This is a genomic window from Pollutimonas subterranea (genome assembly GCF_002849655.1).
GTDB classification, from domain to species: domain Bacteria; phylum Pseudomonadota; class Gammaproteobacteria; order Burkholderiales; family Burkholderiaceae_B; genus Pollutimonas; species Pollutimonas subterranea.
In genome coordinates, this window is the sequence record NZ_PDNW01000015.1 from 13,883 (window position 1) to 34,635 (window position 20,753).

Genomic DNA, 20,753 nt, shown 5'->3' on the forward strand with positions numbered 1-20,753 from the left:
AGTCATGGATTCAAGTACTCTTCGTCTCGTACAAGGCACGTGGCTTGCGTTTGCGGTTGGCCCAAAGGCGGAAACGATCCAGGTACAGATACACCACCGGCGTCGTGTACAGCGTCAAAACCTGGCTCAGGATCAGCCCGCCTACGATCGTCAAGCCCAGGGGCCGGCGCATTTCCACGCCCGCCCCCGACGCCAGTATCAGTGGCAGGGCACCGAACAGGGCCGACACGGTCGTCATCATGATGGGACGAAAACGTACCAGGCACGCCTGGTAAATGGCTTCGCGCGAGGACAATCCATCGCGTCGCTCGGCCAACAAGGCGAAATCGACCATCATGATGGCATTCTTCTTGACGATACCGATCAGCAGGAACACCCCGATCAGGGCGATCAGGGTGAACTCTTCACCCAGCATGATCAAGGCCAGCAAGGCCCCGATGCCCGCGGATGGCAGCGTCGACAAGATCGTAATGGGATGCACATAGCTTTCGTACAGCATGCCCAGCACGATGTACATGGTCAGCAAGGCCGCGAGAATCAGCCAGGGCATCTGGCCCATGGATTCCTGCATGGCCTGCGCCGTGCCCTGGAAGCCCGCCTGGATTTGCTGGGTCGGCAGGCCCATGCGGGCCACGGCATCGTCGATGGCCCGCGTAGCAGCTTCCAGGGACACCCCGGGCGCCAGGCTAAACGACACGGACTCCGCCGCGAACAAGCCCTCGTGGTTGACACTGAGGGGCGCATTGCCCACCTCGAAACGCGTGAAGGCCGACAGCGGGACACGGTTGCCGTCTTGCGTCACCACCTCTACACGCTTCAGCGACTCGGCGTCCTGCGCATACTGATCTTCGACGCCCATGACCACGTGATATTGATTCAATGGGCCATAGATCACAGACACCTGCCGCTGGCTGAACGAATTATTGAGCGTCGAGGCAATCAGCGACATGTCGACCCCAAGCCGCGTGGCCGCGTCGCGATCAATGATGAGCTCTACCCGTCTGCCCTTGTCTTCCACATCGGAATCGACATCGACGAGTTCCGGCAACGACGCCATGGCGCGCTGTACGCGGGGCAGCCAGGTCTTGAGCAACGTCAGGTCGCTGCCCATCATGGTGTAGTCATAGGAGCCGGCGCTGTTCTGGCGCCCGCCTACGAAAATATCCTGCTGCGGCACCAGCGTCAGGCGTGCTCCGGGCACACCCAGGAACTTGCCGCGCAAGCGGTTGACCACCTCGGTGGCGCTGACATCGCGTTCGGACAGCGGCTTGAGCTGGATCTGCATGAAGCTGGAGTTGCTGCCGCCGCGCCCGCCCGCATAGCCGCTTACGCTTTGGATCGCGGGATCCTGCAACAGTGTTTGCCTGAACCGATCCAGCTTGGGCAGCATGGCGTTGAAGGAGGTGCCCTGGTCCACCCGGAAGAAACCCAGCAATTGGCCGGTGTCCTGCTGCGGGAAAAAACCCTTGGGGACCACCGCATACAGATAAAAGTTCAGCCCTATCGTGGCAAGCAGCAACAGCAGCATGATGCGCCCATGTGCCAGGGACCACGCCAGGGAACGCTTGTAGCCGCTCCAGAACCTGTCACCCATGACCTGGAAGGTACGCGTAAGCATGCCGGCAGTCCGCGGCTTGTGCTGGCCCTTGGCGCGCAGCATATAGGCGCACATCATGGGAGTCAGCGTGACCGACAGCACCAGCGACACCAGAATGGAGACCGACAGCGTAACCGCAAATTCCCGGAAAAGCCGCCCCGGCAAACCGCTCATCAGGAGCATGGGGATGAAGACGGCCACCAGGGAAAGACTCATGGCCAGAACCGTGAAGCCCACCTCGCGTACACCCCGGATGGCCGCGCGCAATGGCGCGACTCCCCGCTCGATGTGACGCATGATGTTCTCGAGCACCACGATGGCATCGTCGACCACGAAACCCGTGGCAACAATCAAGGCCATCAACGAAATGGTGTTCAAGGTATAGCCGAACCAAAGCATGAGGCTGAAGGTGGTGATCAGGGAAGCAGGCACAGCTATCGCAGGTATGAGCGCCGCCCGCCAGTTGCGCAGGAACAGCAACACCACCAGCACCACCAGGACGACAGCGATGATCAAGGTAAGCTCAGCCTCATGCAAGGAGGCGCGGATACTGGGAGTGCGGTCTTGCGCAACGGTCAGGGTCACGTCGGCCGGCAGCATGGCCTGGAAGGCCGGAAGCTGATTGCGGATGGCGTCGACCGTTTCAATGATATTGGCGTCGGCCTGGCGCCTGATGACCAGGAGCACGGCCCGCTGCTCGTTGAAAAATCCGGTGTTGAAAAGATTCTCGACGGAGTCCTCCACCGTGGCAACGTCCTGCACGCGTATCGGCGAGCCGTCGCGCCAGGCCACGATCAGTGGCCGGTATTGCGCCGCCTTGGTCAACTGGCCGCCCGAACTGACCTGCCAATGATAGGAGTCATTCTCCACGCCGCCATTGGGGCGCATGGTGTTGGCATTGGACAAGGCCGCGCGCACCTCGTCCAGCGACACGCCCGCGCTGGTCAAGGCTTGAGGATTCAGGCTCACGCGTATGGCTGGCAGCGAGCTGCCTCCCACCTCGACCTCGCCCACGCCAGGCACTTGCGACACCTTCTGGCCCAGCACCGTGGAAGCCAGATCGTACAGGCGGCCCTGCGTCGACGTATTGGACCTCAAGGCCAGGACCATCACAGGCGCCGACGCCGGATTGACCTTGTGATACGTTGGATTGTTGCGCAGGCTGGACGGCAGCATGGCGCGAGCGGCATTGATCGCCGCCTGCACGTCGCGCGCGGCACCGTTGATGTCCCGGTCCATATCGAACATCAGGAAAATGCGCGTCGATCCCTCGGAGCTGCGCGAACTCATTTCGGAAACGCCCGCAATGGCGCCCAATGACTGTTCAAGCGGCGTCGCCACGCTGGAGGCCATGGTCTCGGGACTCGCGCCCGCCATGCTGGCCGACACGGAGATCATGGGAAAATCCATCTGCGGCAACGGCGCCACAGGCAGGAAAAAGTAGGCCAGGCCCCCTGTCAGCACCAGTGCCACGCACAGCAAGGTCGTGGCCACCGGGCGCATGATGAACAGGGTGAACCACCTCATGGGGCCGACTCCGCCGGGTTAGCGTCGGCCCGGCGATTCGCCTTGACTCGCTGCGCAATGCGGTCAAACATCAGGTAGATGACCGGCGTTGTAAACAAGGTAAGCACCTGGCTGCACAGCAGCCCACCGACCATGACCAAGCCCAGCGGCTGGCGCAGCTCCGAACCCGAGCCGGTGGCCAGCATCAGCGGAATCGCACTGAACAGCGCCGCCAGCGTGGTCATGAGGATGGGGCGGAATCGCAACAGGGCTGCTTCGTGTATGGCGGCCCGGGGAGTTAGCCCCCGCTGGCGCTCGGCATCCAGCGCGAAGTCGATCATCATGATGGCGTTCTTCTTCACGATGCCGATCAATAGAATGATGCCGATAATCCCGATCATGTCCAGGTCGGAACCGGTAATCAGCAAGGCCAGCAGCGCGCCGACCGCCGCCGACGGCAAGGTGGAAAGGATGGTGATGGGATGGATATAGCTTTCATACAGTATGCCCAGCACGATATACATCGTTGCCACCGCGGCAAGCAGCAGCCACAAGGTTGATGACAATGACGACTGGAAGGCCTTGGCGGCACCCTGGTATTTCAGCTCGACGGATGCAGGCATTCCGAGCGCTTGCTGCGCCACGCCGATGGCCTCTACCGCGTCCGACAGCGCAACGCCGGGTGCCAGATTGAACGAAATGGTCGTGGCCGGGAATTGCCCCAGCCGCTCGATGGACAACAGCGCATCGCGCTGGCTGATCTGTGCCAGACTGCTGATCGGCACCGGTGTGCCGGACGCCGTGGGCACGTGGATCTGGGCCAGCGCCTGCGGATTCTGGCGAAACTGCGATGCCACCTCCAGCACCACGCGGTACTGGGTGGACTGCGTAAAGATGGTGGAAATCAGGCGCTGGCCAAAAGCGTCGTACAAGGCATCGTCGATGGCCGCATTGCTCACCCCCAGTCGGGCCGCCGCATCACGGTCTATGGTCAATACCGTTTGCAGTCCATCCCCTTGCAAGTCGTCCACGACATCGACCAGCTCGGGCAGCGCCTGCAAGGCATCCACCAGGCGCGGCGTCCATTCAAGAAGCACGGCGTGATCCGGCTCGGACAGGCTCATCTGGTACTGCGTGCGGCTGATGCGGTCATCCACCGTAAGGTCTTGCACGGGCTGCATGAACACCTGAATACCGGAGAGTGATTCCAGGCTCTCGCCGAGTCGCCGGATGACCGTCGAGGCATTGTCGCTACGCTCTGCCAAGGGCTTGAGCGCGATCTGCAGGCGCCCGGTATTCAAGGTGGCGTTGGTGCCGTCTATGCCGATGAACGACGACACCGCCGCCACATCGGGATCCTGCAATATCCGGTCAACGGCCAATTGCTGGCGCTGCGCCATGGAACTGAACGACACGGTCTGCGGGCCCTGGCTGATGGCCTGGATCAGGCCGGTGTCCTGCTGCGGGAAAAATCCCTTGGGCACCGCCACATAAAGCAGTCCGGTGAACACCAGCGTACCGAAGGCGACCCACAAAGTCGCCCGCTGATGGGCCAGCACCCAGATCAGGCCACGGTCATAAGCACTGACCAGCCGGTCCATGGCGGCACCTGACCAGCGCTGGAAACGCCCATACTTCATCTCCGATTCCGGCTTGAGCAGGCGCGCGCACATCATGGGTGTCAGCGTCAGCGAGATTGCGAGCGACAGCAGTATGGCGACGGCCAGTGTGATGGCAAACTCGCGAAACAGGCGTCCAATCACGTCGCTCATGAACAGCAGCGGAATGAGCACCGCAATCAGGGACAACGTCAGCGACACCAGCGTGAAGCCAATTTGCGAGGCGCCCTTCAGCGCGGCCTTCATGGCGCTTTCGCCCTTCTCGATATGCCTCGCGATGTTCTCGATCATGACGATGGCGTCGTCCACGACAAAGCCGGTGGCCACCGTCAGCGCCATCAGCGTCAGGTTGTTCACGCTGAAGCCGGCCAGGTACATGATGCCGAAGGTCCCGACCAGCGACAAGGGCACCACCACGCTGGGAATAAAGGTCGCCGTCCAGCTGCGCAGGAACACGAAAGTAACCAGCACCACCAGCGCAATGGCCAGCAGCATTTCGATCTGCACGTGGTCGATCGAATCGCGTATGGTCTGCGTGCGGTCGGTGGCCACCACCACGTCCACACCCGCAGGCAAGGCCGTTTTCAGCGATGGCAGCATGGCCAGCACCTTATCCACGACCTCGATGACATTGGCGCCGGGCTGCCGCTGGATGTTCAGCAAGATGGCCGGCGTCTTGCCTATCCAGGCGGCCTGGCGCGTATTCTCGGCATCTTGCTTGGCCTCGGCCACGTCGCGCAAGCGCAGCGGCGCGCCATTCTCGTAGGCCACGATCAATTGCTCGTAATCTTCGATCGTCTTCAGTTGGTCGTTGGCATTGATGGTGGTGGAACGCTCGGGGCCATCGAGGTTGCCCTTGGGCTGGTTCACGTTGGCGCCGGTGATGGCCGTGCGCAGGCTGGACAAGGTAAGGTTGTGCGCCGCCAGCGCTTGCGGATTGGCCTGTATGCGCACGGCCGGACGTTGCCCACCCGCAATGCTGACCAGACCCACCCCGGAAATCTGTGAGAGCTTCTGGGCCACCCTGATGTCGATCAGGTCGCGGACTTCGTACAGCGGCAGCGTGGGCGAGGTGATCGCCAGGCTGATCACCGGCGTATCGGCGGGATTGACCTTGTTGTAGATCGGCGGAGCGGGCAAATCGTTGGGCAACAGGTTCGACGCTGCGTTGATGGCCGCCTGCACTTCCTGCTCGGCCACATCGAGAGCCAGGTCCAGGTCGAACTGCAGGGTAATGACCGACGATCCGCCGGAGCTCGATGACGTCATTTGCGTCATGCCCGGCATCTGCCCGAACTGGCGCTCGAGCGGCGACGTGACCAGCGCCGTCATGACATCCGGGCTGGCACCCGGATACAGCGTACTCACCTGTATGGTCGGGTAATCCACCTGCGGCAAGGCCGACACCGGCAGCAGGCGATAGGCCAGGATGCCCGATATAAGCAGCGCCACCATCGCGAGCGTGGTGGCAACAGGACGCAGGATAAAAAGGCGCGAAAGGTTCACGAACCGTCCTTACTGTGCGCTGGGTGCGCCGGAAACCGGCGCACCCGCGGCCGGCGCTCCGGTTCGGGGAGCGCGCGCCTTGGACGCCGCGCTATCGTCCGGGCCGGCCGGTGTCGCCGCTGTGTCGCTGACGACCTCAACCTTCGCCCCTTCGCGCAAGCGGTCCAGACCTTCCACTACGACACGCTGGCCGGCCGTGAGGCCCGAAGCCACCGCTACGCGTCTTCCGTCGACCCTGCCAATGACAATCGCTTGCACGTGCACCTTGCTTTCGTCATCCACCACATAGACGAACGCGCCGATCGAACCCTGCTGCACAGCCATAGTCGGCACGACCAGCGACTGGGCGGTGCCGACCCGCAGGCGCACGTTGACAAATTGATTCGGAAACAAGGACTCGTCTTCGTTGGCAAAGCGCGCCTTGAGCCTTACCGTGCCGGTGGCGACATCGATTTGATTATCCAGCGCCATCAATTCACCCGTAGCGATCTTGCGGATGTCGTCCCGGTCGTACAGCTCGACGGCCAGCGTTTGCCCGGCACGGATCTTTTCCTGCACATCGGGTAATTGCGCCTGGGGCAAGGTAAACATTACAGAAATAGGTTGCGTCTGCGTGATGACCACGAGGCCGTCGGTATTCGACGCGTTGATCATGTTGCCTTGGTCAAGTTTGCGTAAGCCCAACCGCCCTGAAATCGGCGCGATGATGCGCGTGAAACTCAGTTGCAGCGCTGCGCTGTCGACGGCGGCCTGGTCGCTTTTGCGCGACCCCAGGAATTGCTGGACCAGCGCCGCTTGAGCGTCCACCTGCTGCTTGGCAATGGAACTCTGCTTGAACAGCAACTGGTAGCGCTGCAGGTCGCGTTGCGCATTCTTCAACTGCGCTTCATTCTGCGTCTGCTGGCCCAATGCCTGGTCCAGTTCCACCTGATAGCTGCGCGGATCGATCTGCGCCAGCAAATCGCCCTCTTGGACCTTCTGGCCATCGCGAAAGGCGATTTTTTGAAGTTCGCCATCGACGCGGCTGCGTACCGTAACGGTATTGAAGGCGGTGACCGTGCCTATGGCTTTCAGCGTGTGATCGATTGGACCGGTTTCGACCGTGGCCAGCCTGACTGGAACCGGCATGCCCGCAGGCATCCCTCGCCGCATCGACTGCCCGCCCTGATTGGCGGGCGCCGTAGAGCCCTTGGCAAAAAACCAATAGCCGCCGGCAATCGCCAGCACCAGCAAAATGGCCCACAGCCAAAGGCCGCCGCGGCGACGGGAAGGTTCGGAGCTTGATTCCGACATGCACAGTTCTCCGGTTCATACGAAACAGCCGCCATTTTCGCCGATCGGAGACGCGACGGGCATCGAAATTCCGCATTTGTAATGCAACGCAACAACAATTTATGCGACGGCTATCCACGTAGCATGAGTAACGCCGGTGGCGTCTTCGATCAGGGAGCGCCGCGACAGCGGCGCGAAAGTGGGAGGCCGGGCGAGGGAAATGACGGGCGCTACGAACGGTGTGCTGTTTGCCAAACAGCGCACCAAGCCCTACACGTTACAACGGGCCAGTTTGAAGGGTACATCGGCGGTGACGGGCTGGGGCTTGAGTTCGCTGTCTTGCTTGGCAAACCTTACCCAGATCACGTATTTATTGGCGCTCATTTCGGGGAAAACGTTCAGGGCGGCATCCACCCATACCCGCAGAAGCTGGAACAACTTGCCGCCCAACATGTCCTGATAGGCGCCCTGGCGCGCAACCGCGTCGACCACGTCGCCGGAGTCCCGCAGCATACGCAGGATCAGGGCCAGGCCTTTGTACAGCGGCATAAAAGGCATGATCCACTGGCGCAGGTTGTCGGAACGCGCCTCGGGCGGCTTGATCTGCCATGAAAAATACGAAGGCATGTCGACCTGGGAAGATCCTCCGGGCACCGACACCCTGCCCCGCAAGCTTGCGAGCCATTCGTTATCGCGCAATTCCTGGCCGACCCGGCCTTGCGCGCCAAGCTCGGCCGCTGCCGCCTGGATCTCGGCAAGCATGGCGTCAAGCATTTGGGGATCGACGCCAGGATGCTGGCGCAGCGCTCCCAGCGCCGTGCGCTGGCGTTCAAGGTCTTGAAGTACGGCACCGCGCAAGTCGGTTCGATCACAGATATCGAGCAGGTCGAACAGTGTCGTAACCGCGATATGGTGATAGTGCGCGTCGATGCCTTTGGCGAAGAAAAATAGCCTGTCGAACAGATGCTCGACCCTTAACAGAGACCGAACACGCTCATTGCAAGGATATTCATAAAGAATCACGCGACCAAAAACCTTTTTAATTTAACGAGGGCTGCTGCTTGAAAACTGACCGGATGATTGCTGTGCCTGGGCACACCAGCTGACGTGCAGTGCCCAGGCGCGACGCTCGAGTTCTTCGACCTTGGTCTGCCCATCGTTCAACACTACATCGTCAGCCACGGCCAGACGGGCCTCGCGCGACGCTTGTGCGGACATAATACGCCCAATAGCCTCTGACGTCAGCCCGCTGCGGGCCTTCACCCGCGCAACCTGAGTCGCCGTATCACAGTCAACCACGCAGATCCGGTCAACCCGATCGCGCCACCGGCCCGACTCCACGAGCAAAGGCACGACGAAAACAAGATAACATCCTTGGGCGGATTCAGCCCTTCGTTTTGTAACCGATCCTATCAGCGGATGTATGATGGCTTCAAGCTGGCTACGAGCCTCGGGGCTTTCGAACACCAGCTCACGCATGGCCTCGCGATCCAAGGCGCCGGTGGGAGCGATGACATCGGGCCCGAAATGCTGGCGGATAGGCTCCATGGCCGCCCCGCCGGGTGCGGTGAGCTCATGGGCGATGACGTCGGTATCGACGATGGCGGCGCCCCATGAAGCAAAGAAGTCGGCAACACGGCTTTTGCCCGAGCCTATGCCGCCGGTCAGTCCTATCTTCAACATGCTGGGATACCTTTTCACCAAAAATACCAATGTAACTCAGAGCCGGTCAAGACAGAACCGGTCAAATGGGCATGATCAGGTAAGACCCGAGCAGCAGGCCAGCCGTTCCGCTGGCTGCCAGGAAAGGTCCGAATGGATAGGCGCCGTCCGGCGCCAACGAGCGCTGACGCAGCATGGCGAACAACACTGCGGCGACGCACGACGCCAACAACACCATGGCCAGCGCGCGCCATCCCAGCCATGCACCCAGGGCCGCCAACAGTTTGAAGTCGCCATAGCCCATGCCCTCGCGCCCGCTCAGGCACTTGAAGACCCAGAACAAGGACCACAGAAAGCCGTAACCCGCCATTGCGCCCGCAACGGCGTCGCCCAATGAAATGCCGAAACCACCCCACGCAAGCGCCAAGCCCGCCCACATCAACGGCAGGGTCAAGGCATCGGGAAGCAACCTGGTATGGGCATCGATCAGGGCCAGTATCAGCAGCGTGGCACTGGCGACAGCCAGGGCGAGGGAAAACAGCGTATAGCCGTGCACCAGCCCCAGGATAGCAAAACAGCTTGCCATGAGCACCGTACAAGCAGACATGATCTGGAAGGTAGCCACCACCTTTTGTGGAGTCGGCTGTAAAGCCCGCCCCAGCGCCCTGCGCAGGCAGGGAGAGTCCGGCTCGCCGCCGGCCATGAGCGCGGCAACATAAGCGTCGGCGACCAAGGCGCAATACGCACCGGCCAGGCCTCCGAGGACAGCGGCCGGCACAAGAGTCGCCATCGTGTAAAGCGTCTCTTGCATAGCCACCCCGCTTGCTAATGAGTCCGGCACCGCTGCGTTTCTACAAACGACGACTTACCGGTCGGGCAATAAATGCGTAGAATGCTCATTGCCCCCTGTTGACGGAAAATTGCCATGTCCTCCCCTGCCCAGCTCACCCGACTTTCGTTTTGCAAGCCCTTGGGCGCCGCCGTGTTCGCCATGGTTCTCGCTGGCTGTGCCCAGCAAAAAACATCGGGCTATTACGACACGCCGCATGACAACACCATGACCGATGCCCAGATGCAGGCGCAGGGCCGAGACGTGGCCAGGGCGCCATCGCAGATACAGTTGGGTTTCGGTAATGAAAATGAAAAGGCGAACAAACAGCAGTCCCCGCAACAGGCGGCGGAAAGCACAGCGGTAAAGGCGCGTGCCTTGGCAGAACCCAAGACCTTCCTGGGTACCGTGCCCTGCCTGGCCAATGCCGGCCCGGCCTGCTCCGCCTCGCGCGTAACGCTTACCCTGGCCCCCGCTGGACAGTGGCGTGCACGTACCGTTCTGCTTGATCATCCCGACGCCAAGAACAACATCGTTCAGCAAGGCTGCTGGAATGTCGTCGGAACGCAGCCCTTGCGCATTGTGCTGCAGATGGCCAACGAAGCCACTAAGGCCAACCTTTCGTTCGTCAACGACAATGTGCTGCGCATCAACATGATCAATGACATCAAGCCTACGCTTGATTACCACCTGACCCGGCAGCAAGACATTGATCCTATCGACGAAATTTCCAGCCAGGCACCGCTGCAGTGCGAATAACCGTTAAAACGGAACGCCTTGCGACATAATGCAGCGTGTTAATTCGACTGCATTCCTGACTTGCATTTTCTGGAAGATCCGGGCCCGATGGGCCTCGATGGTGCGCTGCGATACACCGAGTTCGGCAGCGATAATTTTGTTGGGCTTGCCCGATACCACGTAGTCCATGACGTCGCGCTCGCGTGGCGTTAACAGCGATAAAGGCGAACCGCCGTGACTGCGTCCCTGTAGCATGCTGATCTCCCGTCTATTGTCTATGCGCCATTCTGTCATGGCCAATAGACGGGGTCTCCTGTCAATTCTTACAGAACACTGCAACGGCGGCGCCGAGACACCGACTGCCGGTTTGCTGGCGCAGCGGTAATCGACCGGGTCAGATTTCCAGGTTATCGATGAGACGGGTACTGCCCAGCTTGGCGGCGGCCAGCACAACCAGGGGCTCGCGGGCCTTGATTTCGCTGGCGGTGGGCGCCAGCAGATCGCGTTGGCGCCGCAATGAAATGTAGTCGACCTGCCAGCCGCGATCGCGCAAATGGTCAATGGCGTGACGCTCCAGCGCGTCCAGGTCGGCATGGCCTTCCTCTACGCGCGTCTTGACGGCCTGCAATGCGGCATACAGCTGGGGCGCTTCGGCACGATGTTCGGGCTGCAGGTACATATTGCGCGACGACAGCGCCAGGCCATCGGTGTCGCGCACGGTTTCATGGGCCAGGATATTTACCGGCAGTTGAAATTGCCGGCACATCCTGCGCACCACCATCAACTGCTGGTAATCCTTCTTGCCGAACACGGCAACACTGGGCTGGACACAGGAAAATAATTTGAGTACAACAGTGCTGACGCCAGTAAAGAAGCCGGGACGGAATTCGCCTTCCAGTATTCCGCCAAGATCATCCGCCGGCTGTATCTGGAAGCTTTGCGGCTCTGGGTACATTTCCCGCTCGTTCGGCGCGAACAACACATAGACGTCGCGCTCGCGCTCGAGCTTCTCGATATCGGCGACAAGCGTACGCGGGTATTGATCGAAATCTTCGTTGGGGCCGAACTGCAGGCGATTGACAAATATGCTGGCAACGACCGGATCGCCATGCTGGCGCGCCAGCTTCATCAATGACAAGTGCCCTTGATGCAAGTTGCCCATGGTAGGCACGAATGCAACCCGCAACTGGCCGCGCAATTGGTCGCGCAGTTCTTCAATGGTGTGAACGACTTTCAAAAAAATCTCCGTGCGGAATAGGATGTGCTTGCCATGTCAGGCGGCGGCGCGTATATAGGACAAACGCAAATAAATGGGGGCGTAGGGTTCGGCCTGGGTGATATCCAGCAGCGACTCGCGCGCCAGCTCCAGCATGGCCAGGAAATGCACGACAAGGATGGCCGCCGAGTCGCCATCGACCACGCGCTCGCTGAAAAGCTCGGTGAATTCCATGAATCGTACGTCGCTTAACCGTCGCAGGATCTGGCTCATGTGGTCGCGCACGGATAACTGTTCGCGGGTGATGCGATGATGTTGGTTGAGCTTGGCGCGGCGCATGATGTCGAGCCAGGCGCTGCGCAAGTCGTCGGGACTGACATCGGGCAAGAGGCGTTCAACTTCCAGGTCCATGAATGCATGCGTACGCTGGAAGTCCCTGCCCAGCTGCGGCAAGGCGTCGAGCTTGCGCGCGGCCAGCTTCATTTGTTCGTATTCAAGCAAACGCCTGACCAGTTCGGCCCGTGGATCGTCGACCTCTTCGCCGCTATCGGATTTCTTGACCGGCAGCAACATGCGCGACTTGATTTCGATAAGCAGCGCCGCCATAAGCAGATATTCGCCCGCCAGCTCGAGATTATGCTTGCGTATCTGTTCCACGTAAGAAAGATACTGCTTGGTAACCTCGGCCATGGGAATATCAAGGACGTTGAAATTCTGCTTGCGTATCAGGTAGAGCAGCAAGTCTAGCGGGCCCTGGAATGTTTCCAGGAATACTTCCAGGGCATCCGGAGGAATATACAAATCGTGGGGCATGGCAAACAACGGCTCGCCATACAGGCGAGCCAAGGCTACGCTATCGACCACGTCGGGGGTGCTATCGATGGCCGGCTTGACCAAAGCATCCATTCCCGCGCCTCCAGCCCCGGACAAAGGCATGGGACCGATTAGTTGGTCTGGTACACGTATGGCTTTTGCGGAACACGCCCGGCACGATAACCGTCTTGAAGTTCCGGATCGATGTGCTTGTCCCAAAGACGTCCGCGCCCTTCGCGCTGACGCGCCTCGGTGTCAGGATGCTCTGCCTTGTACTTTTTCAGAAATTGCGTAATTTCCGACTCGAAATTCTTTGCCATAATGCGTAAAGACCAAATCTGGTTAACCGACGAAACCCAAGTTTACTTCACTCGAGCAGAACTGAGTGCCTGATGCCTCCTGAGACCGCCCACACGACACCCGAACCTTCCGTACATCCGATCTCCGCACGCGAACGCAGCGCCATCCGCATGATACCGTTTATCGTGGGCTGCGCCTTATTCATGCAGATGCTCGACGCAACCGTTGTCGCCACCGCACTGCCGGCCATGGCGCTTTCGCTAGACACCTCAGTCGTGCGCATGAACGTTGCCATCACCAGCTACCTGCTTGCCGTGGCGGTTTTTGTCCCGATCAGCGGCTGGGCGGCTGACCGCTATGGCGCAAAACGGGTTTTTATTGCGGCGATCCTGTTGTTCACCCTCAGCTCCATCGCCTGCGCCGCCTCTCAAAGCATTGCCCAGCTCGTTGTCGCGCGCGTGGTTCAGGGCCTGGCCGGAGCCATGATGGTGCCGGTCGGACGCATCATCCTGCTGCGCAAGATACCCAAGACGGAGTTGCTGAAGGCCATGGCCTTCCTGTCGCTTCCCGCCTTGCTGGGGCCCCTGATCGGGCCACCCCTGGGCGGATTCCTGGTGACTTACGCATCGTGGCACTGGATATTCCTGATCAATATACCGGTGGGAGTGCTGGGCATCGGCCTGGTGACGTATTACATACGCGAGGATTACCCGGTGACCGCCCCCCGGCTGGATTGGGTCGGCTTCATGCTGAGCGGCGTCAGCCTGGCCACGCTGGTTTCCAGCTTTGAAGCCATCGGCCATCAATCCTTGCCGCTGCTCCAGCTGTTGACGATGGTGGCGGTCGGCCTGGCCTGCGGCGCGCTCTATATCTGGCACGCGCGGCGCACCGAACACCCGATCATCGATCTGTCCTTACTGCGTGTGCCCACGTTTGCCATCGCAACGCTGGGCGGCAACCTGTGCCGCTTTGCCGTCGGCGCCAGCCCTTTCCTGCTGGCCATCCTGTTGCAGGTAGGCTTCGGGCTGACGCCCTTTTCGGCCGGCATGATCACCTTCACCGGCGCGGCGGGAGCCATGATCATGAAATTCGTGGCCACCCCGATCATCCGGCGTTATGGGTTCAAGCGCGTCCTCATCGTCAACGCCATTCTCACCGCGGCCTTCATCATGCTATGCGGGCTGTTCCGTGCCGATACACCCATGTGGATCATGATTGCCATACTTGTCATCGGCGGCTTTTTCCGCTCATTGCAATTCACGGCGGTCAATACGCTGACTTATGCGGACCTGGGCTCGGCCGAAATGAGCCGTGCGAGCAGCTTTGCCGCCATGGCCCAGCAACTGGGCATCAGCCTGGGCGTAGCCTGCGCCGCGGTCACCATGAATCTCAGCATGCAATGGCGCGGCGCATCGGCATTGGCGCTGACGGATATTATTTGGGGTTTCATCGTTATCGGCCTGATCACCGCCGCATCCGCCATTTCTTTCTCGCGTCTGCCGGCCACGGCGGGCGATAACTTGCACAAGACCAAATCGGTTAGCCGGGTTTGAGTAGAAATGCTTTACGCTTGGTGCAGTTCTTCCCGCAGAATGCGGCGCAACGCGTCCTCAGTGATGGCGCCCCCATCCTTGGAAGCGGCCGCTCGTAGCGTCTCATTAATCAGCGTCTGATAGCCCTTGCCCTGCTTTGCTGCGCGGGACTTGAATGCAGTGACCGTGCTGCAATCCACCCAAATTGTAATACGCGTCTTGCCATCATTGCCTAGCGGCGCGCCAATTTTGGCGCGGCCAAAGTCTTCGTCCGTCATCTCGCGGGTGTCAGGGTCAGTCAAGATTGCGGCATTGATCTCAGCGTCCTCTGCTGGTGTGGGCGAGATATGCCCTACTTTAAGTTTCGGCATAACGCTTTACCTCTCTATCGTTAGCTTTACGAAGGCTAATAATGCGGCGAACATCGTCGCGATCCACGAACACGACAACATATAGCCGTTTGCCAATATAGCCGGTACAAAGTTTGCGGCTTTCACCGTAAGGAAGACGGTCATCTTCGACCACCACAGCCGTTTCCCATTCGAGGCTCTCGGCGGCCGCGAGTGAAATGCCGTGTTTGGCTTCATTGGCGGCGCTCTTTGTGGGGTCGAATTCAATCTCCATGCACTTAAATATACATACAAAGCATGTATATCACAATAGTTTTGCTAGTATGCCCCCCCCGAAGCTCGCCTGACTCGCAACATGGTGCCACTCAAGGGAGTACCGACAACAGGCAAGACCATCCCAGTTTGGATGCGACACAACCAGTATCGAACTTGTGTCGCAGTTTAGGGGTATTGCTGGCGGGCGTGCACGACGTTCATAACTTCGATGGTCGAGTACGTCACTTTGTATACAACGATGTAGTTTGGGTGTGCGACGATTTCGCGTGTGCCGGATATACGACCAGGCTTATACAAGTAGGGATGTTCTGCAACCGGCAGCACGGCGCTTTCAATGTGCCGTCACGACCTTTATAGTGCGCGTGTTTTATCCCTGGCTTGGTGGCGTTTTTCCGCTTCTTCGATAATGGCGTCCATGTGGGCCATGACTTCATCGTGCGGAATGCGCGGGCTAGTGTCTGCCAAGCTAGCTTGCACTTTCGCACGAAACCAGCGGTCATAGCTGGCCGCTTGTTCTTCGGTCTCGAATTCCGAAACAATGGGAGAAAGGGCAACGCTCATGGAAAAGCTCCTTGTTGACTGCTCTAGTGTAAAAGAATTGGGCGCAACAATCACCCCCTACAGTCCAGAGGTTCGGTCTCGCCTTGAGTCGGAAGACGATCCAATCGGCCCATTATCCAGCAGCATCACGAGCTTGCAATCCAGCCGTGTCGCCAGCCGGAAGGTGATCTGCTGGTAGCGCAAGGTGCCCGATATAGGATGCTGGAACTCGCGCAGGCCGCCTTCTCGGTCAACGACGGCATGGCGCGTCCACCAATGCGCAAACAAGGAACTGGACTGCAGCAGTTCGTCCAGCAAGGCACGCACGTCGGGCTCGTCGGCATGTGCGGCCGCATCGGCCCTGAATTCCGCCACCACGCGGCTGGCGCGCTGGTCCCAGTCCACCACCAAGTGGCGGGCGGCAGGATCCTGAAATATATACCGCAACAGATTCGGCCTTGCATCCCGATCAGGCCAGCCATCGAAAAGATGCAATAAGGCGTCATTGCGAGCCAGGACATTCCAGCACCGATCCAGGATGTAGGCGGGTGCGATGATGCTGTGCACGCAATCGGCAAGCCCTTCGGGCAAGGGATGCGCATGCTCGCGGCCATGCTCCGGATCGGTGCATTCCGCCAGTTCGAACAGATAGTGCCGCTCGGCGCGCGCCAGGCCCAGCACCGATGCGAGCCTGGCCCAGACGCTTGGCGACACGGACACATCGCGACCCTGTTCTATCCAGGTGTACCAGGTGACGCTGATGCCGCAGAGCTGCGCGACTTCCTCGCGGCGCAAGCCGGGAGTACGGCGGCGCACACCGGCCGGCAAGCCCATGGTTGCAGGTTGCACGCGCGCTCGCGCGCTGCGCAGGAAGTCGCCCAGCGCTTTGCGCCGGGCCGAATTGACCTGATCCGCCGACGGCGGCGCGCCCTTGCTTTGCATGGCTCCCTTGTTTACTCCCGCTCTACCTCAAGAGGCTGGCAAGGCTGCGGCGCACATCGTCTTCATCGCGGCCGCTGCGCTGCACATAGTCCTTGACTTGGTCATCGGCAATGTTGCCGACATTGAAGTACTGCGACATGGGATGGCTGAAATAGAAGCCGGATACGCTGGATGCCGGATACATGGCGAAGCTATCGGTCAGCTGCATGTCGATGTCCTCGCAGTCCATCACGCGGAACATGTCTTTCTTAACCACGTGCTCCGGGCATGCCGGGTAGCCGGGTGCCGGGCGTATGCCCTGGTATTTCTCGGCGATGATCTCCGCGTCGGGCAAGTCCTCGTCGGGTACATATCCCCACAAATCGCGGCGCACCCGGGCGTGCAGGGTTTCGGCAAAACCTTCGGCCAGGCGATCGGCAATGGCCTTGAGCATGATGCTGGAATAATCGTCGTTATCGTCCAGGAACCGCTTGTCGTGCTTTTCGATGCCCAGGCCGCCGGTCACCGCGAACATCCCAATGTAGTCCGCCACGCCGCTGGACTTGGGCGCAATGTAGTCGGCCAGGCATTTGTAATCGACCCCTTCGCGCTTCTCCTGCTGCTGGCGCACATTGCGCCAGGTGAACAGGACTTCGGAGCGTGTTTCGTCGCGATAGACCTCAATGTCTTCGTCGTTGATCGTATTGGCCGGATAGAAGGCGATGACGCCGTTGGCCGTCAGCCAGCGGCCGTCCACGACCTTCTTCATCATCGCCTGTCCCTCTTCGAACAGCTTGCGGGCCTGCTCGCCGACGACCTTGTCCTGGAGAATGGCAGGATACTGGCCGAACAGGCTCCAGGTCTGGAAAAACGGCGTCCAGTCCACAAACTTCAGGATCTCGGTGAGATCGTAGTTCTTGAACGTGCGACGGCCGATGAACTTGGGCCGCGGCGGCGTGTAGTTGGACCAGTCTATGGAAGGACGTCCCGCCCGGGCGTCGGCCAGGCTCACCATGGGCGTCGCCTTGCGGTTGGCGTGGCGCGTACGCACCGTTTCGTACTCTTCCGCCAGGTTAGCCAGCCAGGTGTCGGCGCCGTCGGACATCAAGTGGGTGGCCACGCCCACCGAGCGGCTGGCATCCGGCACGTAAATGACCGGTCCTTCGTAATTGGGCGCTATCTTTACCGCCGTATGCACGCGGCTAGTCGTGGCTCCACCTACGAGCAGGGGCAGTTTCCGGCTGCGGAAATAGTCGTCGCGCTGCATTTCCGACGCTACATAAGCCATCTCCTCCAGGCTGGGCGTAATCAGGCCCGAGAGCCCCACCATGTCGGCCTTTTCTTCCTTGGCTTTGGCCAGAATCTGGGCGCAAGGCACCATGACGCCCATGTTCACCACTTCGAAGTTATTGCACTGCAAGACCACGGTAACGATATTCTTGCCGATATCGTGCACATCGCCCTTGACGGTAGCAATCACGATCTTGCCCTTGGCGCGCACATCGCCGCCGGCTGCTTCGATCTGGCGTTTCTCTTCCTCGATGAAGGGCACAAGGTGAGCGACCGACAGCTTCATGACACGCGCCGATTTGACGACCTGGGGAAGAAACATTTTTCCCGCGCCGAACAGATCGCCCACCACGTTCATGCCATCCATCAGCGGTCCTTCGATCACCTGGATCGGACGCCCGCCCGCATCGGCGATTTTCTGGCGCACTTCCTCGGTGTCTTCAACGATAAAGGTCGTAATGCCATGTACCAGCGCATGTGAAAGCCGTGCCTCGACCGATTGATCGCGCCATGCCAGGTCTTCTTCCTTCTTCGCGCCGGAACCCTTTACCGTTTCGGCCAGCTCGACCAGCCGCTCGGTGGGGCTGCGCTCATCGGCGGGATCGGCCTTGCCCAGGGGCACGGGCCGATCCAGCACCACATCCTCGACCATGTCCCGCAACGTGTTGTCCAGATCGCTGTACACGCCCAACTGGCCGGCATTGACAATGCCCATGGTCAGCCCTTCCCGGATCGCGTAGTACAGGAATACCGCATGAATGGCTTCACGCATGGCTTCATTGCCGCGGAAGGAAAAACTGACGTTGGAGATACCGCCGGACACGCGCGCGTGAGGCAAGTTTTCCGTGATCCAGCGCGTCGCCTCGATGAAGTCGACCGCGTAATGATTGTGCTCGTCGATACCGGTGGCAATGGCAAAGACGTTGGGATCGAAAATGATGTCTTCGGGCGGAAAGCCGACTTCATTGACGAGAAGGTCGTAGGCACGCTTGCAAATAGTCTTGCGCTTTTCCAGATTATCGGCCTGCCCTTCTTCATCGAAAGCCATGACCACGGCCGCGGCGCCGTACTTGCGGCACAGGCGCGCGTGCTCCAGGAATGGACCTTCGCCTTCCTTCATGGAAATGGAATTGACAACCGCCTTGCCTTGCACGCAGCGCAGTCCGGTTTCAATGACGTCCCACTTGGAACTGTCGATCATGATGGGAACCCGCGCAATATCGGGCTCCGAGGCGACCATGTTCAGGAAGCGGTGCATGCAGGCGGCCGAATCCAGCATCGCCTCGTCCATATTGATGTCAATGATTTGTGCGCCGTTCTCGACCTGCTGGCGGGCAACCGTCAGGGCCTCATCATATTTTTCTTCGCGTATCAGGCGCAGGAACATCTTGCTGCCCGTCACGTTGGTGCGTTCGCCGACGTTCACGAATAGCGAATCGCGATCGATATTCAAAGCTTCCAGACCCGACAATCGTGTCTTGACGGGCACCACAGGCGCCTCACGCACCGGCAGGCCGGCTACTTTATCGGCAATGGCCTTGATGTGCTCGGGCGTGGTTCCGCAACATCCGCCAGCCATATTGACCAGGCCGGACAAGGCGAACTCTTCAAGCAGCGCCGAAGTATCGGCGGGCGCTTCGTCGAACCCCGTGTCCGCCATGGGATTGGGCAGGCCCGCATTGGGATAAACGCAAAGATAGGTGTCGCACAGCTTGGACAGCTCGGCCACATAAGGACGCATCAACGCCGCGCCCAGTGCGCAGTTCAGTCCTATGGTGACAGGCCGGGCATGGCGCACCGAATTCCAGAACGCTTCAACGGTCTGGCCCGACAGGATCCGTCCGGAAGCATCGGTGACCGTGCCGGAAATCATGACGGGCAGGCGCACGCCGCGTTCTTCAAACACGGATTCGACGGCAAAGATGGCCGCCTTGGCATTCAAGGTATCGAAGATGGTTTCGATCAGGACGATGTCTATGCCGCCGTCGAGCAAGCCGTTGAGCTGCTCGCTGTAGGCCACGCGCAATTGCTCGAACGTGACGTTGCGCGCTGCCGGGTCGTTGACGTCAGGCGAGATGGACGCTGTCTTGGGCTGCGGCCCCAGGGCGCCCGCGACGAAACGCGGGCGATCGGGGGTGCTGAAGGCATCACAGGCCTGGCGTGCCAGCTTAGCGGAGACGACGTTCAGCTCGTAGGCGATTTCGGGCAGGCCGTAGTCGCCCTGGGCGATGGAGGTGGCGCCAAAGGTGTTGGTCTCGATGACATCGGCGCCGGCTTCGAGGTATTGCCGGTGGATTTCGCCGATTATGTCGGGACGCACGAGGGAGAGCAGTTCGTTGTTGCCTTTGACGTCCTTCCCGTGATCCGCGAAGCGTTCACCCCGGAAGTCGGTCTCGCCAAGTTTGTATTGCTGGATCATGGTGCCCATAGCACCATCGAGGATCAGGATACGCTTGGCGAGCTGGCGCGGAAATTCGGCGCCATGGGTATAGGAGGAGATGGGGTAAGGCAAGGACGGATAGGGCACTGGTTCACCTGGCAGTGGGCAGGACAGGCATACGGGAGGGGGCATGCCCTGCGGGCTTTGCATAGTGCTTTGGGTGCGTTATGCAGGGAGCTGTTTATTTAGTACGAGGATGTTTAGGTCTATTGTATCGTTCTGGTTTTTTTGGCGCCGGCGTATTCTACGAGTGACAGCACCCGTACAAGCATATAAGCATTTCCAGAGCTGATACCGTAAAGGGTATGTCGAACCCGAAGCCAGGGCCAGGAAGATCGACGCACGA

General features: G+C 60.0%; 18 protein-coding genes. 2 read left to right on the plus strand and 16 right to left on the minus strand.

Annotation, left to right across the window (positions count from 1 at the left end):
- Nucleotides 1–10 precede the first annotated feature (10 nt).
- The 6 genes from CR159_RS15840 to CR159_RS21925 all read right to left on the minus strand — a co-directional run bounded on the left by CR159_RS15840 (nucleotide 11) and on the right by CR159_RS21925 (nucleotide 9,973).
- On the minus strand, nucleotides 11–3,124 hold the full coding sequence (locus CR159_RS15840) for an efflux RND transporter permease subunit (protein ID WP_102074942.1): 3,114 nt from the start codon (nucleotides 3,122–3,124) through the stop codon (nucleotides 11–13).
- A complete protein-coding gene (locus CR159_RS15845; RefSeq protein ID WP_102074943.1) occupies nucleotides 3,121–6,228 on the minus strand; it encodes an MdtB/MuxB family multidrug efflux RND transporter permease subunit in 3,108 nt (1,035 codons plus the stop codon). Before CR159_RS15845 ends, CR159_RS15840 begins: the two co-directional genes overlap by 4 nt.
- Before the next feature lie 9 nt (nucleotides 6,229–6,237).
- On the minus strand, nucleotides 6,238–7,521 hold the full coding sequence (locus tag CR159_RS15850) for an MdtA/MuxA family multidrug efflux RND transporter periplasmic adaptor subunit (RefSeq protein WP_102074944.1): 1,284 nt from the start codon (nucleotides 7,519–7,521) through the stop codon (nucleotides 6,238–6,240).
- A gap of 249 nt (nucleotides 7,522–7,770) precedes the next feature.
- Complete coding sequence (zapD, locus tag CR159_RS15855) at nucleotides 7,771–8,523, minus strand: cell division protein ZapD (RefSeq protein WP_102074945.1); 753 nt, start codon at nucleotides 8,521–8,523, stop codon at nucleotides 7,771–7,773.
- 21 nt (nucleotides 8,524–8,544) lie between these two features.
- Nucleotides 8,545–9,183 (minus strand): dephospho-CoA kinase, encoded by a 639-nt coding sequence (gene coaE / locus CR159_RS15860; RefSeq protein WP_102075027.1) that lies wholly within the window; start codon nucleotides 9,181–9,183, stop codon nucleotides 8,545–8,547.
- A 61-nt stretch (nucleotides 9,184–9,244) separates the two neighbouring features.
- Nucleotides 9,245–9,973, minus strand: a complete 729-nt coding sequence (locus tag CR159_RS21925; protein WP_102074946.1) for a prepilin peptidase — start codon at nucleotides 9,971–9,973, stop codon at nucleotides 9,245–9,247.
- Between the two features lie 114 nt (nucleotides 9,974–10,087).
- Between CR159_RS21925 and CR159_RS15870 the strand changes: the two genes are divergently transcribed.
- Nucleotides 10,088–10,750: a hypothetical protein gene (locus CR159_RS15870; protein ID WP_102074947.1), complete on the plus strand. Its 663-nt coding sequence runs from the start codon at nucleotides 10,088–10,090 to the stop codon at nucleotides 10,748–10,750.
- A gap of 3 nt (nucleotides 10,751–10,753) precedes the next feature.
- Here CR159_RS15870 and CR159_RS15875 read toward each other — a convergent pair whose 3' ends face one another.
- The 4 genes from CR159_RS15875 to CR159_RS15890 all read right to left on the minus strand — a co-directional run bounded on the left by CR159_RS15875 (nucleotide 10,754) and on the right by CR159_RS15890 (nucleotide 13,078).
- Nucleotides 10,754–10,984 (minus strand): response regulator transcription factor, encoded by a 231-nt coding sequence (locus CR159_RS15875; protein WP_102074948.1) that lies wholly within the window; start codon nucleotides 10,982–10,984, stop codon nucleotides 10,754–10,756.
- Nucleotides 10,985–11,123: 139 nt separating this feature from the next.
- A complete protein-coding gene (gene panC / locus CR159_RS15880; RefSeq protein WP_102074949.1) occupies nucleotides 11,124–11,966 on the minus strand; it encodes a pantoate--beta-alanine ligase in 843 nt (280 codons plus the stop codon).
- Nucleotides 11,967–12,002: 36 nt separating this feature from the next.
- Complete coding sequence (locus CR159_RS15885) at nucleotides 12,003–12,881, minus strand: segregation and condensation protein A (protein ID WP_102074950.1); 879 nt, start codon at nucleotides 12,879–12,881, stop codon at nucleotides 12,003–12,005.
- Between the two features lie 8 nt (nucleotides 12,882–12,889).
- Nucleotides 12,890–13,078 carry a DUF3460 family protein gene (locus tag CR159_RS15890; RefSeq protein ID WP_102074951.1) on the minus strand — a complete coding sequence of 63 codons (189 nt, stop codon included), beginning with the start codon at nucleotides 13,076–13,078 and terminating at the stop codon, nucleotides 12,890–12,892.
- A 72-nt stretch (nucleotides 13,079–13,150) separates the two neighbouring features.
- On the opposite strand from CR159_RS15890, the gene CR159_RS15895 reads away from it, so the two are divergent.
- Nucleotides 13,151–14,611 carry a DHA2 family efflux MFS transporter permease subunit gene (locus CR159_RS15895; RefSeq protein ID WP_439650555.1) on the plus strand — a complete coding sequence of 487 codons (1,461 nt, stop codon included), beginning with the start codon at nucleotides 13,151–13,153 and terminating at the stop codon, nucleotides 14,609–14,611.
- 11 nt (nucleotides 14,612–14,622) lie between these two features.
- On the opposite strand, the gene CR159_RS15900 is transcribed toward CR159_RS15895, so the two are convergent.
- The 6 genes from CR159_RS15900 to metH form a co-directional block, all read right to left on the minus strand.
- Entirely contained in the window at nucleotides 14,623–14,961 is a 339-nt protein-coding gene (locus tag CR159_RS15900) for a BrnA antitoxin family protein (protein ID WP_102074952.1), read from the minus strand.
- On the minus strand, nucleotides 14,948–15,214 hold the full coding sequence (locus CR159_RS15905) for a BrnT family toxin (protein ID WP_102074953.1): 267 nt from the start codon (nucleotides 15,212–15,214) through the stop codon (nucleotides 14,948–14,950). Before CR159_RS15905 ends, CR159_RS15900 begins: the two co-directional genes overlap by 14 nt.
- Before the next feature lie 167 nt (nucleotides 15,215–15,381).
- Nucleotides 15,382–15,552, minus strand: a complete 171-nt coding sequence (locus CR159_RS15910; protein ID WP_102074954.1) for a type II toxin-antitoxin system RelE/ParE family toxin — start codon at nucleotides 15,550–15,552, stop codon at nucleotides 15,382–15,384.
- 15 nt (nucleotides 15,553–15,567) lie between these two features.
- Nucleotides 15,568–15,777 carry a type II toxin-antitoxin system RelB family antitoxin gene (relB, locus tag CR159_RS15915; RefSeq protein WP_102074955.1) on the minus strand — a complete coding sequence of 70 codons (210 nt, stop codon included), beginning with the start codon at nucleotides 15,775–15,777 and terminating at the stop codon, nucleotides 15,568–15,570.
- 57 nt (nucleotides 15,778–15,834) lie between these two features.
- Nucleotides 15,835–16,698, minus strand: coding sequence for a helix-turn-helix transcriptional regulator (locus CR159_RS15920; RefSeq protein WP_102074956.1), 864 nt, complete (start codon nucleotides 16,696–16,698; stop codon nucleotides 15,835–15,837).
- 22 nt (nucleotides 16,699–16,720) lie between these two features.
- Nucleotides 16,721–20,494, minus strand: coding sequence for a methionine synthase (gene metH / locus CR159_RS15925; RefSeq protein WP_102074957.1), 3,774 nt, complete (start codon nucleotides 20,492–20,494; stop codon nucleotides 16,721–16,723).
- Nucleotides 20,495–20,753: the final 259 nt, after the last annotated feature.